General features: G+C 64.7%; 10 protein-coding genes. 1 reads left to right on the forward strand and 9 read right to left on the reverse strand.

Features of this window, described 5'->3' with window-relative positions:
• Positions 1–79: 79 nt before the first annotated feature.
• From pgi to BLR94_RS13330, 9 genes are all read right to left on the reverse strand, one after another.
• Positions 80–1,744 (reverse strand): glucose-6-phosphate isomerase, encoded by a 1,665-nt coding sequence (pgi, locus tag BLR94_RS13295; RefSeq protein ID WP_084306237.1) that lies wholly within the window; start codon positions 1,742–1,744, stop codon positions 80–82.
• A 124-nt stretch (positions 1,745–1,868) separates the two neighbouring features.
• Positions 1,869–2,729 carry a pantoate--beta-alanine ligase gene (gene panC, locus BLR94_RS13300; RefSeq protein WP_084306238.1) on the reverse strand — a complete coding sequence of 287 codons (861 nt, stop codon included), beginning with the start codon at positions 2,727–2,729 and terminating at the stop codon, positions 1,869–1,871.
• Positions 2,726–3,526: a 3-methyl-2-oxobutanoate hydroxymethyltransferase gene (gene panB / locus BLR94_RS13305; protein WP_084306239.1), complete on the reverse strand. Its 801-nt coding sequence runs from the start codon at positions 3,524–3,526 to the stop codon at positions 2,726–2,728. The genes panC and panB overlap by 4 nt, the downstream gene beginning before the upstream one ends.
• 233 nt (positions 3,527–3,759) lie before the next feature.
• Positions 3,760–4,239 (reverse strand): 2-amino-4-hydroxy-6-hydroxymethyldihydropteridine diphosphokinase, encoded by a 480-nt coding sequence (gene folK / locus BLR94_RS13310; protein ID WP_084306240.1) that lies wholly within the window; start codon positions 4,237–4,239, stop codon positions 3,760–3,762.
• Between the two features lie 2 nt (positions 4,240–4,241).
• On the reverse strand, positions 4,242–5,639 hold the full coding sequence (locus BLR94_RS13315) for a polynucleotide adenylyltransferase PcnB (protein ID WP_084306241.1): 1,398 nt from the start codon (positions 5,637–5,639) through the stop codon (positions 4,242–4,244).
• Between the two features lie 672 nt (positions 5,640–6,311).
• Complete coding sequence (locus BLR94_RS13320; RefSeq protein ID WP_084306242.1) at positions 6,312–7,736, reverse strand: sigma-54-dependent transcriptional regulator; 1,425 nt, start codon at positions 7,734–7,736, stop codon at positions 6,312–6,314.
• Between the two features lie 95 nt (positions 7,737–7,831).
• Entirely contained in the window at positions 7,832–10,786 is a 2,955-nt protein-coding gene (locus BLR94_RS13325) for a sensor histidine kinase (protein WP_084306243.1), read from the reverse strand.
• Complete coding sequence (locus tag BLR94_RS28180) at positions 10,770–10,901, reverse strand: hypothetical protein (protein ID WP_279615859.1); 132 nt, start codon at positions 10,899–10,901, stop codon at positions 10,770–10,772. Before BLR94_RS28180 ends, BLR94_RS13325 begins: the two co-directional genes overlap by 17 nt.
• A 1-nt stretch (position 10,902) precedes the next feature.
• The gene (locus BLR94_RS13330; protein WP_090423710.1) at positions 10,903–11,079 is read right to left on the reverse strand and encodes a hypothetical protein; all 177 of its coding nucleotides are present in this window, start codon (positions 11,077–11,079) and stop codon (positions 10,903–10,905) included.
• Positions 11,080–11,290: 211 nt separating this feature from the next.
• Between BLR94_RS13330 and BLR94_RS13335 the strand changes: the two genes are divergently transcribed.
• Positions 11,291–14,581: a transglutaminase family protein gene (locus tag BLR94_RS13335; RefSeq protein WP_084306244.1), complete on the forward strand. Its 3,291-nt coding sequence runs from the start codon at positions 11,291–11,293 to the stop codon at positions 14,579–14,581.
• The last annotated feature ends 41 nt before the right edge of the window (positions 14,582–14,622 follow it).

Consider the following 14,622-nt stretch of genomic DNA (forward strand, 5'->3'; position numbering starts at 1 on the left):
TGTTGGTCGAATCGGACGGGCAGCAGGAGTGTTGCAACCTATCGCGGGCGCTGGCCGCGATGGGTTGCGCCCGCCGGCGTCAACCGCGATGGCGGCCACGGAAGTAGTTGATCAACCCCTGGGTGGAGCCGTCTTCGGCATGGCTTTGCTCGCTGCCGACCATGCGCGAATAGACACCCTTGCCCAACTCCTTGCCGAGTTCCACGCCCCACTGGTCGAAGGCGTTGATGCCCCAGATGGCGCTCTGGGCGAAGACCTTGTGCTCGTACAGGGCCACCAGCGCGCCGAGGCGGCGGGGGCTGATGCGCTCCAGCACCAGGGTGTTGCTCGGACGGTTGCCGGGGATCACCTTGTGCGGTGCCAGGCGCTGCACCTCGTCCTCGTCCATGCCCTTGGCGCGCAGTTCATCCTCGGCTTCCTCGCGGGACTTGCCGAGCATCAGCGCCTGGCTCTGCGACAGGCAGTTGGCGTACAGCCACTGGTGGTGGTCGGCGACCGGGTTGTAGCTGACCACCGGAACGATGAAGTCCGCCGGGATCAGCTGGGTGCCCTGGTGCAGCAGCTGGTGATAGGCGTGCTGGCCATTACAGCCCACGCCGCCCCAGATCACTGGGCCGGTCGCGCCGCTGACCGGGCTACCGTCCTGGCGCACGCTCTTGCCGTTGGACTCCATGTCGAGTTGCTGCAGGTGCCGGGTGATGTTGCGCAGGTAATGGTCGTACGGCAGGATCGCCTGGCTCTGGGCGTCCCAGAAATTGCCGTACCAGATACCCAGCAAGGCCAGCAGGACCGGCATGTTCTGCTCGAAGGGCGCGGTCTTGAAGTGCACATCCATGCTGTAGGCCCCGGCCAGCAGCTCCTTGAAGTTGGACATGCCGATGGACAGGGCGATCGGCAGGCCGATGGCCGACCACAGCGAGTAACGCCCACCGACCCAGTCCCACATCGGGAAGATGTTCTCTTCGCGGATACCGAACGCCACCGCGGCTTCGCGGTTGCTCGACACGGCGATGAAATGACGATACAGCTCGGCCTCGGAGCCGCCCTGAGCCAGGTACCAGCCGCGAGCGGCCTGGGCGTTCTTGAGGGTTTCCAGAGTGCCGAAGGACTTCGACGAAACGATGAACAGGGTGGTTTCGGCCTGCAGCTTGGCCGACAGCTCGTGGAATTCGCTGCCGTCGATATTGGCCAGGTAGTGGCAGCGCACGCCGCGCTGGGCGAAGGGCAGCAGCGCCTCGGAAACCAGTTGCGGGCCGAGGAACGAGCCGCCGATGCCGATGTTCACCACATCGGTGATGGGTTTTTCGGTGTAACCGCGCCACAGGCCGTTGTGGATGCGCCCGACCAGCTCGGTCATCTGCTGCAGTACCCGCTGCACCTGGGGCATCACGTCGACGCCGTCGACCAGCACCTTGTCGCCGAGCGGCCGGCGCAGTGCGGTATGCAGCGCCGGGCGACCCTCCGAGGCATTGAGCTTCTCGCCGTCGAACATGGCGCGGATCGACTGCTCCAGACCGGCTTCGCGGGCCAGCGCCATCAACAGCGAGAGGGTCTCGTCACTGGCCAGGTTCTTCGAATAGTCGAGAAACAGGCCGCAACTGCTCAGGGAAAACTGCTCGAAACGCTGCGGGTTGCCAGCGAAGGCGTCGCGCATGCTGAAGTGCTGCATGGCCTGGCGATGCTGCTGCAACGCCTGCCAGGTCGGGAGGGCGAGAACATCGAGCGGCTGTTGGTAATATGCCATGGGGCTTCCTTGTTGGGGCATCGGGTTGGGCAGACTTCAGCGAGGGTGGTACCTACCAAAAAGCCCGGATGATTGTCCGGGCTTTCGAGTGTATCCGGGTTTTCAGGCCCGGTGGAGGTGGCCGTCAGTAGCCCTGATCGAGGGTGAAGCTCAGGTTGTCGATCAGCCGGGTATCACCCAGATAGGCGGCCACCAGCACGACCAGCTCGCGGTCGCCCGGGCTGAGCTGGCGCAGGTCCTGCGCCTCGCGTACTTCCAGGTAGTCGGCGCGCAGGCCGGCATCGGCATGCTGGCGCTGCGCCTGGGCGATCAGGGCTGGCAGGTCGCGTTCGCCAGCCTGGATGGCCTGGGCGATGTGTTGCAGCGAGCGGTAGAGGACGGTGGCGGTCTCGCGCTGCTCATCGCTCAGGTAACCGTTGCGCGACGACAGGGCCAGGCCGCTCTCGGTGCGCACGGTGGGTTCGCCGATGATCTGGATCGGCATGTTGAGGTCGCGCACCAGGGTGCGGATCACCGCCAGTTGCTGGAAGTCCTTCTGGCCGAAAACCGCCAGATCGGGCTGCACCATGTTGAACAGTTTGGTGACCACGGTGGCGACGCCCTCGAAGTGGCCAGGGCGGCTGGCACCGCAAAGCCCCTCGGACACGCCCGGCACGCTGATGCGGGTCTGCTCGCCCATGCCGCCGGGGTACATCTCGAGGGCGTCCGGGTGGAACAGCAGATGGCAGCCAGCGTCGACCAGGCGCTGCTGGTCGGCCTGGAGGGTGCGCGGGTACTTGTCGAGATCCTCGGAGGGCCCGAACTGCATCGGGTTGACGAAGATGCTGGCAACCACGAAGTCGCTACGTTGCGCGGCCTTTTCCACCAGTGCGGCGTGGCCGGCGTGCAGGTTGCCCATGGTCGGCACCAGGCCGATCTGCTTGCCTTCGGCACGGGCCTGGGCAACCGCAGTGCGCAGCTCGCGCACGGTCTTCACGGTGTTCATGCGGAGAATCCGTGTTCGGCGGCCGGGAAGCTGACGTCCTTCACGGCCTTCACATAGGCCGCGATGGCGTCTTCGATACTGGCCTGGCCGTCCATGAAGTTCTTCACGAACTTGGCCATGCGGCCCGTCAGGGACACCCCGAGCATGTCGTGCAGCACCAGCACCTGGCCGTCGGTCTGTGGACCGGCGCCAATGCCGATGACCGGTATCTTCACGGTGCGGCTGATCTCGCCCGCCAGGTCGACCGGCACGCACTCGAGCAGCAGCATCGCCGCACCGGCCTGCTCCAGGGCGATGGCGTCGGCGACCATCTGCCGGGCCTGTGCCTCCTGACGGCCCTGCACCTTGTAGCCGCCGAGAATATTCACGGTTTGCGGGGTCAGGCCCATGTGTGCGCACACCGGCACGCCACGTTCAGCCAGGCGTGTGATGGATTCGGCCAGCCAGGCGGTGCCTTCGATCTTGACCATATGCGCACCCGCCTGCATCAAGGCGCCGGCATTTTGCAGGGCTTGATCCACGGTGGCGTATGCCATGAAGGGCAGGTCGGCTACGATCAGCGCACCGCGGTTGCCACGTTTGACGCTGGCCGTGTGGTAGGCCATGTCGTTGACGCTGACCGGCAGCGTACTGTCATGTCCCTGCAGCACCATTCCAAGGGAGTCCCCGATCAGCAGCACTTCCACGCCTGCCAGCGAGCTGACCTTGGCGAAGGTGGCGTCGTAGCAGGTCAGCATGGTGATCTTTTCGCCCTTCTGCTTGAGCGCTTGCAGGGTGGTCAGGGTTACATCAGGCATGAACGTATCCTCACTCGGAACCTGTGCGGGCCTGTTGAATTCAGGCTCTCGTGGAGCAGGTTCTTGCTGGCATTCAAGAGGCAACCAGGCCGCCTCGATTCGGCCTGTCTGGCGGCCCTTCTTGCCCCGGCACGGGGCAATGGGTGGCTATAGTCCCGATGGCGAGGGGGCAAGTCAATCGAATGTGTTACCGCGTTGTTACGTCGTTACCGCCAGCGGCATAACCACCCGCTTCAGGGCGTCAGGCGTTCCAGGCCCTCGAAGGGGCAGGCCGCCAGCAGCGCGCCGAGGGAGCGGCCATCGGGCAATTCCAGGCCGGCAGCGATTTCCGCCAGTGGGTAGAGCACGAAGGCCCGGGCGTGCATGTGGTAATGCGGGACGCGCAGTCGTGGCTCGTCGATCAGGCGCTCGCCGAACAGCAGGATATCCAGGTCGAGCGTACGCGGGCCCCAGCGTGCGTGACGTTCGCGGCCCTGACCCTGTTCGATGGCCTGCAGCGCATCGAGCAGCTGCAACGGCTGCAGAGCGGTCTCCAGGGCCGCCACGGCATTGGTGTAGCGCGGCTGGCCGGGCAGCAGCGAATCGCTGACATAGAAGGAGGAAACTGCCGCGAGGCGGGTGCCTGGCAGTTGCTCGAGCGCGGCGAGCGCCTGGCGCAACTGTTCGGCGGGTTCGGCGAGGTTGCTGCCCAGGCCGATATGGACACGTTCCATGCTTACTCGGCTGCGCCGCCGCCCTGAGGGCTACGCTTGCGCTTGCCGCCGCCACTGCGGCGACGCTTGCGGGGAGCGCCAGGTGCGTCGTCCTTGCTGGACAGGTTGCGGATCATCACCCGCCGGTCGCTGTCGCTGGCGTCCTGATAATCCGTCCACCAGTCGCCGAGGCCGTCGGTTTCCTCGCCAGCGCTCTCGCGCAGCAGCAGGAAGTCGTAACCGGCGCGGAAGCGAGGGTTGTCCAGCAGCAGGTCGGCGCGCTTGCCGCTGCGACGGGGCAGGCGCTCCTGCATGTCCCAGATTTCGCGGATCGGCAGAGTGAAACGCTTGGGCACGGCGATGCGCTGGCACTGTTCGGCGATCAGTTCGTGAGCCGCTTCCTGCATGGCCGGGATCGCCGGCATGCCACGTTCCTGGAGGCGGATTACCCGCGCCGGCAGGGCTGGCCAGAGTAGGGCGGCGAACAGGAAGGCGGGCGTCACCGGCTTGCCCTGATGGATGCGCAGGTCGGTGCTGTCCAGGGCGTTGCGGATCAGCGTGTCGGTGTACTCCGGGTTCTGTCTCAGCGCCGCAGCACTGGCCGGGAACAGTTGGCCGAACAGGCCGTAGTCCACCAGCAGGTCATAGGTGTAGATGGCGTAGCCGCTGAGAAACAGCTTGAGCACTTCGTCGAACAGGCGAGCGGCGGGAATGCCCGCCAGCAGAGGGGCCAGGTCGAAGATGGGGTCGGCACTGTGCTTCTCGATGTCGAAGTCCAGCTTGGCGGCGAAGCGCACGGCACGCAGCATGCGCACCGGATCCTCCTGATAACGCTGCGTGGGGTTGCCGATCAGCCGCACCAGGTTGTTGCGGATGTCGTGCATGCCATTGGCGTAGTCGAGAATCCGCTCGGATACCGGATCGTAGTACAGCGCATTGATGGTGAAGTCGCGCCGCTGGGCGTCGTCTTCCAGTGTCCCGTAGACGTTGTCGCGCAGGATGCGGCCACTCTCGTTGCGCGAGGACTGGTTACTGTCTTCTTCCTCTTCACCTTGCGGGTGGTTGGCGCGGAAGGTCGCGGTTTCGATAATCTCGCGGCCGAAGTGCACATGGACCAGCTTGAAGCGGCGGCCGATCACCCGGGCGTTACGGAATTCGCCCCTGACCTGTTCCGGGGTGGCGCTGGTGGCGACGTCGAAGTCCTTGGGTTCGATGCCCAGCAGCAGATCACGCACGCAGCCACCGACCAGATAGGCCTCGTAGCCTGCGTTCTGCAGACGCTCTACCACGCTGATAGCGTAGCGGCTGATCTGTCCGCGCTGGATCGGGTGCTGGTTGTTGTTCAGCACGTGCGGCGTGCTGTGAGGCTGGTGAGCGCGGCGCAGCGGCGAACGGAAGGACTTGAACAGCTTTTTCAGCATGGAGGGCACTGTATGACGAAATGAACGGCCAGAATAATGTAAAGGCGCAGAAATAGCGCGAATTCTAGCATTGAGTCGGGGATGGGTGTAAGCGGGGGCTGGAAGGGCAGGCCGAGGCACGAGTTACAGGGGGAGCCGAAGCTCCCCCACAAATGTTGCAACACGTTTTTCTTGTTATACGGGCTTGTTGCTCTTATTCGATCACCCGTTCCGGGTTCCATGTCGTCCGGAAAACCTCCCGTCATCGGGAGCAAGAGCAAACGGATTACTTTGGATGCTGACGCGACCTCGGGTCTTCGACCCAACCAGAACCGGTACCGCCTATCGACAGTTTTATTGTTCTCTATCTGGTTACGGGGCAAGGCCCCATGAGGAAATCCTCTCCAAAAGAATCAGTTAGCTGCGTCTCCTGCCGTCTTGTTCTTATTGTGCTGGAGTCGTCTCGTCTTATTTTTATTGTCGTGGGCCATGCTTGTTATTGTTGTTGTGCAAGAGATAAAGCATGCGTCGTGCCAGTTTTAATTTTTCCTTTTAAAACATGGGGTTGGTTTTTTGTGCTTTTGCCGAGGCAAAAAAAGCCGGGATTCCGTTACCGTAAACCCCGGCATTGTTACGTCCTTTCGTGGTGCCGGTAACACCCGTGCTAGAGCCTCTGCACGGTTACCGGGCGGGTCATTCGCTGGCCACGCTGGATTTGCGTCGTGGAATGCCCAGCCGCTGGCGACGTTCCCACAGGCACTTGCGGCTGATTCCCAGCTTGCGGGCCAGTTCGGTCTCGGTCATGTGATCCTGGTGCTCGAGCACGAAGTGCTGGAAATAGTCTTCCAGCGACAGGTCCTCGCTGGGGTCCTGGCTGGTGGTGTTGACCGATGCACTGTGGGGCAACAGCCCAATGAAGGCATCGTTGCCGAGCTCTTCGAGTTCGATGTCGATACCCAGCAGGTCAGCGTTGATGGTGCTGCCGTCGCAGAGAATTACCGAGCGCTCGATGGCGTTCTCCAGTTCCCGCACGTTACCCGGCCAGCTGTAATGGTGGATGGCCTGCTCCGCGTCCGGGCCGAAATGCAGGTCGGTGCGCCCCATGCGGGTGGACTGGCGCAGCAGGAAGGCGCGGGCGATTTCCAGCACGTCGCTGCCGCGCTCGCGCAATGGCGGCAGTTTCAAGGCGATGACGTGCAGCCGGTAATAGAGGTCTTCGCGGAACTGGCCAGTTTTCGACAGGGTTTTCAGGTCGCGGTGAGTCGCCGCGATCAGGCGTACGTCGACCTTCTGCGACTGTACCGAGCCAACCCGGCGGATCTCGCCTTCCTGCAGCACCCGCAGTAGGCGGGCCTGGGCTTCCAGCGGCAGTTCGCCGATTTCATCGAGGAACAGGGTGCCACCGTCGGCGGCTTCCACCAGGCCGGCGCGGCTGGCGCTGGCGCCGGTGAACGCGCCTTTTTCATGGCCGAACAGTTCGGACTCGATCAACGTTTCCGGGATCGCTGCGCAGTTGACCGAAATCAGCGGTGCCTTGGCGCGTTTCGACAGGTTGTGCAGGGCGCGAGCGACCAGCTCCTTGCCGGTACCGGACTCGCCCTGCACCAGTACATTGGAGTCGGTAGGGGCAACCTTTCGGATCTTGCTGTACAGCTCCAGCATGGCAGGACTGGAGCCGATGATGCCGATTTCGCTCTGGGTGCCCTTGTCGGCCTTTTCCGCTGCGCGTGCAGTGGCCGGTGCGCCGCCTGGCTGGCCTTGCGTCGCCTGGCGGTCACGCAGGATGCGCGCCACGGCTTGCAGCATCTCGTCATGATCGAAGGGCTTGGCGATGTAATCCACGGCGCCCATTTTCATCGAGTCGACCGCCGAGCGCAGGCTCGCATAGCTGGTCATGATCAGCACCGGAGCGCCCTGGGCCAGTTTGATCAGCTCGGTACCCGGTGCGCCTGGCAGGCGCAGGTCACTGACCACCAGATCGAACCCCGGAATGTCGAAGCGCTCCTGAGCTTCCTGCACCGAACCGGCCTCGCTGACCTGGTACTGGTTGCGTTCGAGCAGGCGACGCAGGGCGGAGCGGATGATGGTTTCATCTTCGACGATCAGGATATGAGGCATTTAATCGAATTCTCTCGACGTTCTCGGAACCTGCTTCCACGGTGCCTGCGGCCAAGCCGGGCCACGGTGCAGCCGGGAGTGCGGTTCTCTGGTGTTTAGGTTGCCAGTGGCAGTGCCTCGATATGCCGCGGCAGCGTTACCCTGATGCGGGTGCCACGTCGCTGCTCGGGGTCGATCGGGCTGTCGATTGTTATCTGGCCATAATGCTCTTCCACGATGGAATAGACCAGCGCGAGGCCGAGTCCGGTTCCCTTGCCGGGATCCTTGGTGGTGAAGAACGGCTCGAACAGCCGATCCATCACGCCTTTGGGAATCCCGCTGCCTTCATCCTCTACGATCAGGTCGACGGTGTGCTCCGACGCTTCGCTGCGCACGCGGATGGCACCCCCGGCCGGCGAGGCGTCACGGGCATTGCTCAGCAGGTTGATCAGTACCTGGGCCAGGCGCTGGGCATCGCCGTCCGCCCAGTGTTCCGGTTTGCACAGGTTGTAGAATTGCACGTCCACGCTGCGTCGGTTAAGCGCCAGCAGACCGATGGCTTCCTGGGCGATTTCAGCCAGGCACACCGGTTCGTCCGCCCGTTGATGGTTACCGGAATGGGCGAAGTTCATCAGCGAGTGGACGATGCGCGTGACCCGCCTGGTCTGTTCGAGGATCTGCCCGCTGATCTCGGTCAGCTCGGCATCGCCTTCACGTTCTTCGCGCAGGTTCTGCGCCAGGCAGTCGATGCCGGTGATCGGGTTGCCGATTTCGTGGGCCACCCCGGCGGCCAGGCGGCCGATACTGGCCAGGCGCTCGGAGTGCACCAGTTTGTCTTCGAGCATCTGGGTTTCGGTCAGGTCCTCGACCAGCAGGACCAGGCCGCTGTTGCCGGGAGCCAGCGGTTCGTCGATGGCCGCCTTGTGCAGGTTGAGCCAGCGGGTCTGGCCGTCGAGGGCGAGACGCTGCTTGTGCAGGTGCTCGTCGGGGGTTTCGATGAAGCGTTGCAGCAGGCCGCGCCAGGGCTCGGCAAGGGTCGACAGGCGTGAGCCGACGATGCGCTGTGCGGGGATTTCGGTGAGCTCTTCCATGGCCCTGTTCCACATCAGGATCTCGTGATCCTTGGCCAGGGAGCAGACACCCATGGGCAGTTCCTGCAGGGTCTGGCGATGATAGCGGCGCAGGGCGTCGAGTTCGGCGGCGAGGCCGGTGAGGCGCGAGTGGTAATCCTCCAGGCGACTCTCGATGAAGTGGATATCCTCGGTCACGTAGCTTTCGCTGCCGGACTTGTAAGGCAGGAAGGATTCGACGATGTCCTGGGCCACGCTCGGGCCCATCAGCCCCGACAGGTTGGCTTCCAGGCGGTCGCGCAGGCGGCGCAGCGCATAGGGGCGGCTCTCGTCGAACGGCAGGTGCAGGTCGCGCAGCGCCTGCTCGACCTCACGCTGCGCGGTCTTGGCACCCAGCGGCTTGGCCAGCTGGGTGGCGAACTCCTGGGGCGACAGCGCCAGCAGTTCACGGCGCTGTGGGCGACGCACGTTATCCACGGCGCAGGCTTCTGCCGCGCTGTCCTCTTCCGGGCTCGAGTTGGTGAACACCGAAACCAGGGTGAACACCAGCACGTTGGTCGCCAGCGAGGCAATGGCCGCCAGGTGCCAACTGCTGTCATCCAGCACGTAGACCAGATCCAGAACCGGCACGTAGAGGCCGGGCAGGGTGCCCAGCAGCGGCATCAGCATGCTGACCGCCCACACGCCGATACCGGCCAGCAGGCCGGCGATGAAGCCGCGGCGATTGGCGGTCGGCCAGTACAGCACCGAGAGCACGCCGGGCAGGAACTGCAGGGTGGCGACGAAGGACACGATGCCCAGGTTGGCCAGGTCCTGCTGCGCGTCGAGCAGGTTATAGAAAGCGTAACTGGCGAAGATGATGGCGACGATCAGGGCGCGGCGCGTCCATTTCAGCCAGCGGTAGATGTTGCCTTCGGCCGGTGGCTGGTAGAGCGGCAGCACCACGTGGTTGAGCAGCATGCCCGACAGCGCCAGGGTGGTGACGATGATCAGCCCGCTGGAGGCGGACAGGCCGCCGATGTAGGCGATCAGCGCCAGGGTCGGGCTGTCCACGGCGATACCCAGGCCGAGGGTGAAGTATTCCGGGCTGGTGGTCGAGCCGAGGCGCAGGCTGGCCCAGAGAATCAGTGGCACGGCCAGGCTCATCAGCAGCAGGAACAGCGGCAGACCCCAGCTGGCACTGACCAGTGCGCGTGGGTTGAGGTTCTCGGTGAAGGTCATGTGGTACATGTGCGGCATGACGATGGCCGAAGCGAAGAACACCAGCAGAAGGGTGCGCCACGGCCCTTCCTGCAGCGGCGTGTGCAGACTGGCCAGGGCCGCCTGGTTGAGCACCAGCCACTGTTCCAGCTCACGCGGGCCATCGAATACCGCGTACAGCGCATAGAGGCCGATGGCGCCCATGGCCAGCAGCTTGACCACCGACTCGAAGGCGATGGCGAACACCAGCCCCTCGTGCTTTTCCCGGGTGGCCAGGTGGCGGGCGCCGAACAGGATGGTGACTAGGATGAACAGCACGCAGAAGGCCAGCGCGACCTGTGGCTGCACCGGCTGGCGGGTGAGGATGCCGATGGCGTCGGTGACCGCCTGGATCTGCAGGGCCAGCAGCGGCAGCACGGCGACCAGCATGCACAGGGTGCTCAGCGCACCGGCCCAGGTGCTGCGAAAGCGAAAGGCGAACAGATCGGCCAGGGACGACAACTGATAGGTGCGGGTGATGCGCAGGATCGGGTAGAGCAGCACCGGTGCGAGCAGGAACGCCCCGGTCACGCCCAGGTAGCTGGCCAGGAAACCGTAGCCGTACTGGTAGGCCAGGCCGACGGTGCCATAGAAGGCCCAGGCACTGGCGTATACGCCCAGCGACAGGGTATAGGTCAGCGGGTGACGAATCAGCCGGCGCGGAATCAGGCCGCGATCGGCGCACCAGGCGACGCTGAATAACACGAACAGGTAGGCGGCGCTGACCGCCATCAACCCGCTGAGACTAAAGCTCGTTGGCATCACGTTGGCTCTGCGGGGAGAGGGGAATAGCGGTCAGCGGGCAGCCCACCAGCCTGTCGTCGTTGATCTGCCCTGGGCTGGCGCTGCGGATGAAGGCAGGCGTGCTCACTGGCATGTCAAAGTTCGTCCGCATCGCGCTGGCTCTGCAGGATGAAGGTCACGACGATGAGGATCAGCCACAGCATGTAGGGCCGGTACCAGGCGCCGTCGGGGTCGATCCACCAGTCCATGATGGCGGGCGAGAACAGGTAGATGCCCACTACCAGGATCAGAACCAATCGATAGATATACATGCCGCTTCTCGCTACTGGGTGTGCCGATGGTAACGGAAGCGCACTGCACTGGCTAAGGTGCTGTTATGGTGCGTGGTGTTCGGCGTGGGGCGTGGCGTGCCCCATGTCAGGGCCATGTGTTCGCCCCGCCGTTCGCCGCGCCGCCACAGGCATACGCTGGCACAAGTCTTGCGCCGTTATGTCCATCGCCCAGGCTTCCAGGAGGCCCGCCGTGTCGATTCATGTCGCGTTGCACCACGTTACCCATTACCGCTACGACCGTGCCATCAATCTGGGGCCACAGATCATCCGCCTGCGCCCGGCTCCCCACAGTCGCACGCGGATCCTCTCCTATTCGCTGAGCGTCGAGCCGGGCGAGCACTTCATCAACTGGCAGCAGGACCCCCAGGGCAACTACCTGGCGCGCCTGGTGTTCCCGGAAAAAACCCGCGAGTTGCGCGTCGAAGTCGACCTGGTCGCCGAGATGGCGGTATTCAACCCGTTCGACTTCTTCCTCGAGCCCTATGCCGAGCAGATCCCCCTGACCTACACCGCAGGCGAGCAGCGCGAGCTGGCGCCCTATCTGGTCAAGCTGCCCGGCGAGGCGCGCTTCAACGACTACCTGGCGAACATCGACCGTACGCCAAAGGCCAGCGTGGATTTCCTGGTCGCCCTGAATCAGCGTCTGGCCGCCGATATCGATTACCTGATCCGCATGGAGCCGGGCGTGCAGACGCCCGAGCAGACCCTGGCCAATGCCTCGGGCTCGTGCCGTGATTCATCCTGGCTGCTGGTCCAGCTGTTCCGTCACCTGGGCCTGGCCGCACGTTTCGTGTCCGGCTACCTGATCCAGCTCAGTGCCGACGTCAAATCCCTGGACGGCCCGTCGGGGACCGAGGTGGATTTCACCGACCTGCACGCCTGGTGCGAGGTGTACCTGCCAGGTGCCGGCTGGATCGGCCTCGACCCCACCAGCGGGCTGTTCGCCGGCGAGGGCCACATTCCCCTGGCCTGCAGCCCGGAGCCATCGTCGGCAGCGCCGATCAGTGGGGCGGTGGATGACTGCGAAAGCGAGTTCAGCCATGAGATGCGCGTGGAGCGTATCTGGGAAGCGCCGCGGGTCACCAAGCCTTACAGCGACAACCAGTGGCGTGACATCGTCGACCTGGGCCGCCGCGTCGACGAAGACCTGCAGGCCGCCGACGTGCGCCTGACCATGGGCGGCGAACCGACGTTCGTCGCCCTCGATTACCCGGATGACGCCGAATGGAACACCGCGGCCTTGGGGCCGAACAAACGCCGACTGGCCACGGACCTGTTCCTGCGCCTGCGCGAGCATTACGCGCCCGCCGCCCTGGTGCATTTCGGGCAGGGCAAGTGGTACCCGGGCGAGCAGTTGCCGCGCTGGTCGCTGAATGCCTTCTGGCGCCGTGACGGCCAGCCGGTCTGGCACAACGCCGAGCTGCTGGCCGACGAAGGGCGCGACTATGGCGCCGATGCAGACACGGCCGCGCGCTTTCTCGCCCACCTGGCCGAGCGCCTGGGTGTCGACGCTGCCCACAGCTTCCCTGCTTTCGAAGACGGCCTCTACTACCTGTGGCGTGAGGGGCGTTTGCCCGACAACGTCTCCCCCGAAGATGCCCGCCTGGCCGACCCGCTGGAGCGCGAGCGCCTGCGCCGGGTATTCGAGCAGGGCTTCGACCGGGTCATCGGTCATGTCCTGCCGCTGGCCCGCGACAGCCGACGCGCGGGCTGGCGCAGTGGTTCCTGGTACCTGCGCGATGAGTATTGCCGCCTGGTACCCGGGGATTCGGCCCTGGGCTATCGCCTGCCGCTGGATTCGCTGCCCTGGGTGAAAGCCGAGGAATACCCGTACGTGACCCCTGCGGATCCGTCTCAGGTGTTCGCGCCGCTGCCCGGCGCCGCCGAGCTGCAGCACCAGGCGCGCGGCGTATGGAATGGCAGCCGCGGCAACGCGCCAGGCAAACCCAAGCGCGGTCAGTCGGCAGCCGATGTGGTGCGCACGGCCTTGTGTGCCGAGCCCCGCGATGGCCGGTTGTACCTGTTCATGCCGCCGTTGAGCGACCTCGAGGACTACCTGGAGCTGGTTGCCGCGATCGAGGAGACCGCCGCCGAGCTGGATTGCCCGGTGCTGCTCGAAGGCTATGAGCCGCCGAATGACCCGCGGCTGCAATTCTTCCGGGTGACCCCGGATCCTGGCGTGATCGAGGTGAACATTCACCCGGCGGCCAGTTGGGACGAACTGGTCGAGCGCACCGAGTTCCTCTACGAGCAGGCGCGTCAGTGCCGCCTGAGCAGCGAGAAGTTCATGATCGACGGCCGCCACACCGGAACCGGGGGTGGCAACCACTTCGTCCTCGGTGGCGCCACGCCGGCGGATTCGCCCTTCCTGCGCCGCCCCGACCTGCTGCGCAGCCTGATCAGCTACTGGCACAACCACCCGTCGCTTTCCTATCTGTTCTCCGGGTTGTTCATCGGCCCGACCTCTCAGGCGCCGCGGGTCGACGAAGCCCGTAACGACGCGCTCTACGAGCTGGAAATCGCCTTCGCGCAGATGCCCGAGCCCGGTCGCGAGTGCCCGCCCTGGCTGGTCGACCGCCTGCTGCGCAACCTGTTGGTCGATGTCACCGGCAATACCCACCGTGCCGAGTTCTGCATCGACAAGCTGTATTCCCCGGATTCGGCCTCCGGTCGCCTGGGCCTGCTCGAGTTGCGCGCCTTCGAGATGCCACCCCATGCGCAGATGAGTCTGGCCCAGCAACTGTTGCTGCGGGCGCTGATCGCGCGGTTCTGGAAGGAGCCCTATCGGCCTGCGCGTCTGGTGCGCTGGGGCACCGAACTGCACGACCGGTTTTTGCTGTCGCACTTCGTCGAGCAGGATTTCGCCGATGTGCTGCAGGAGCTGACCACCTTCGGTTATCGCCTGCGTGCCGACTGGTTCGCCGCGCATTTCGAATTTCGCTTCCCCAAGGCCGGCGACTTCAACGTCAGGGGCATCGATCTGGAACTGCGTCAGGCGCTGGAGCCTTGGCACGTGCTCGGCGAGGAGGGCGCGGTGGGCGGTACGGTGCGTTATGTCGACTCGTCCCTCGAACGGATGCAGGTCAAGGTCAATGGCCTGACCCCGGATCGTTACGTGCTGACCTGCAATGGCGTGCCGGTGCCCTTGCACGCCACCGGCAGAGCCGGCGAGTTCGTTGCCGGGGTGCGCTTCCGTGCCTGGCAGCCCGCAGCCTGCCTGCAACCGACCATCGGCGTGCATGCGCCGTTGATCTTCGACCTGGTGGACACCTGGATGAACCGCTCCATCGGTGGATGCCAGTATCATGTCGCCCATCCGGGCGGGCGCAACTATGACAGCCTGCCGGTGAACGCCTATGAGGCGGAAAGCCGACGCCTGGCTCGCTTCTTCCGCCTGGGCCACAGCCCGGGGAAACGCGCGGCGCTGGCACCGAGCCGCAACCATGAGCTGCCGATGACCCTGGACCTGCGCCGCCTCTGACGGCGCGGGTTATGCTCTTATTGCAATCCCACGACAAGATA

Origin of the sequence: Phytopseudomonas flavescens, assembly GCF_900100535.1 — a bacterium.
Lineage (GTDB): Bacteria > Pseudomonadota > Gammaproteobacteria > Pseudomonadales > Pseudomonadaceae > Aquipseudomonas > Aquipseudomonas flavescens.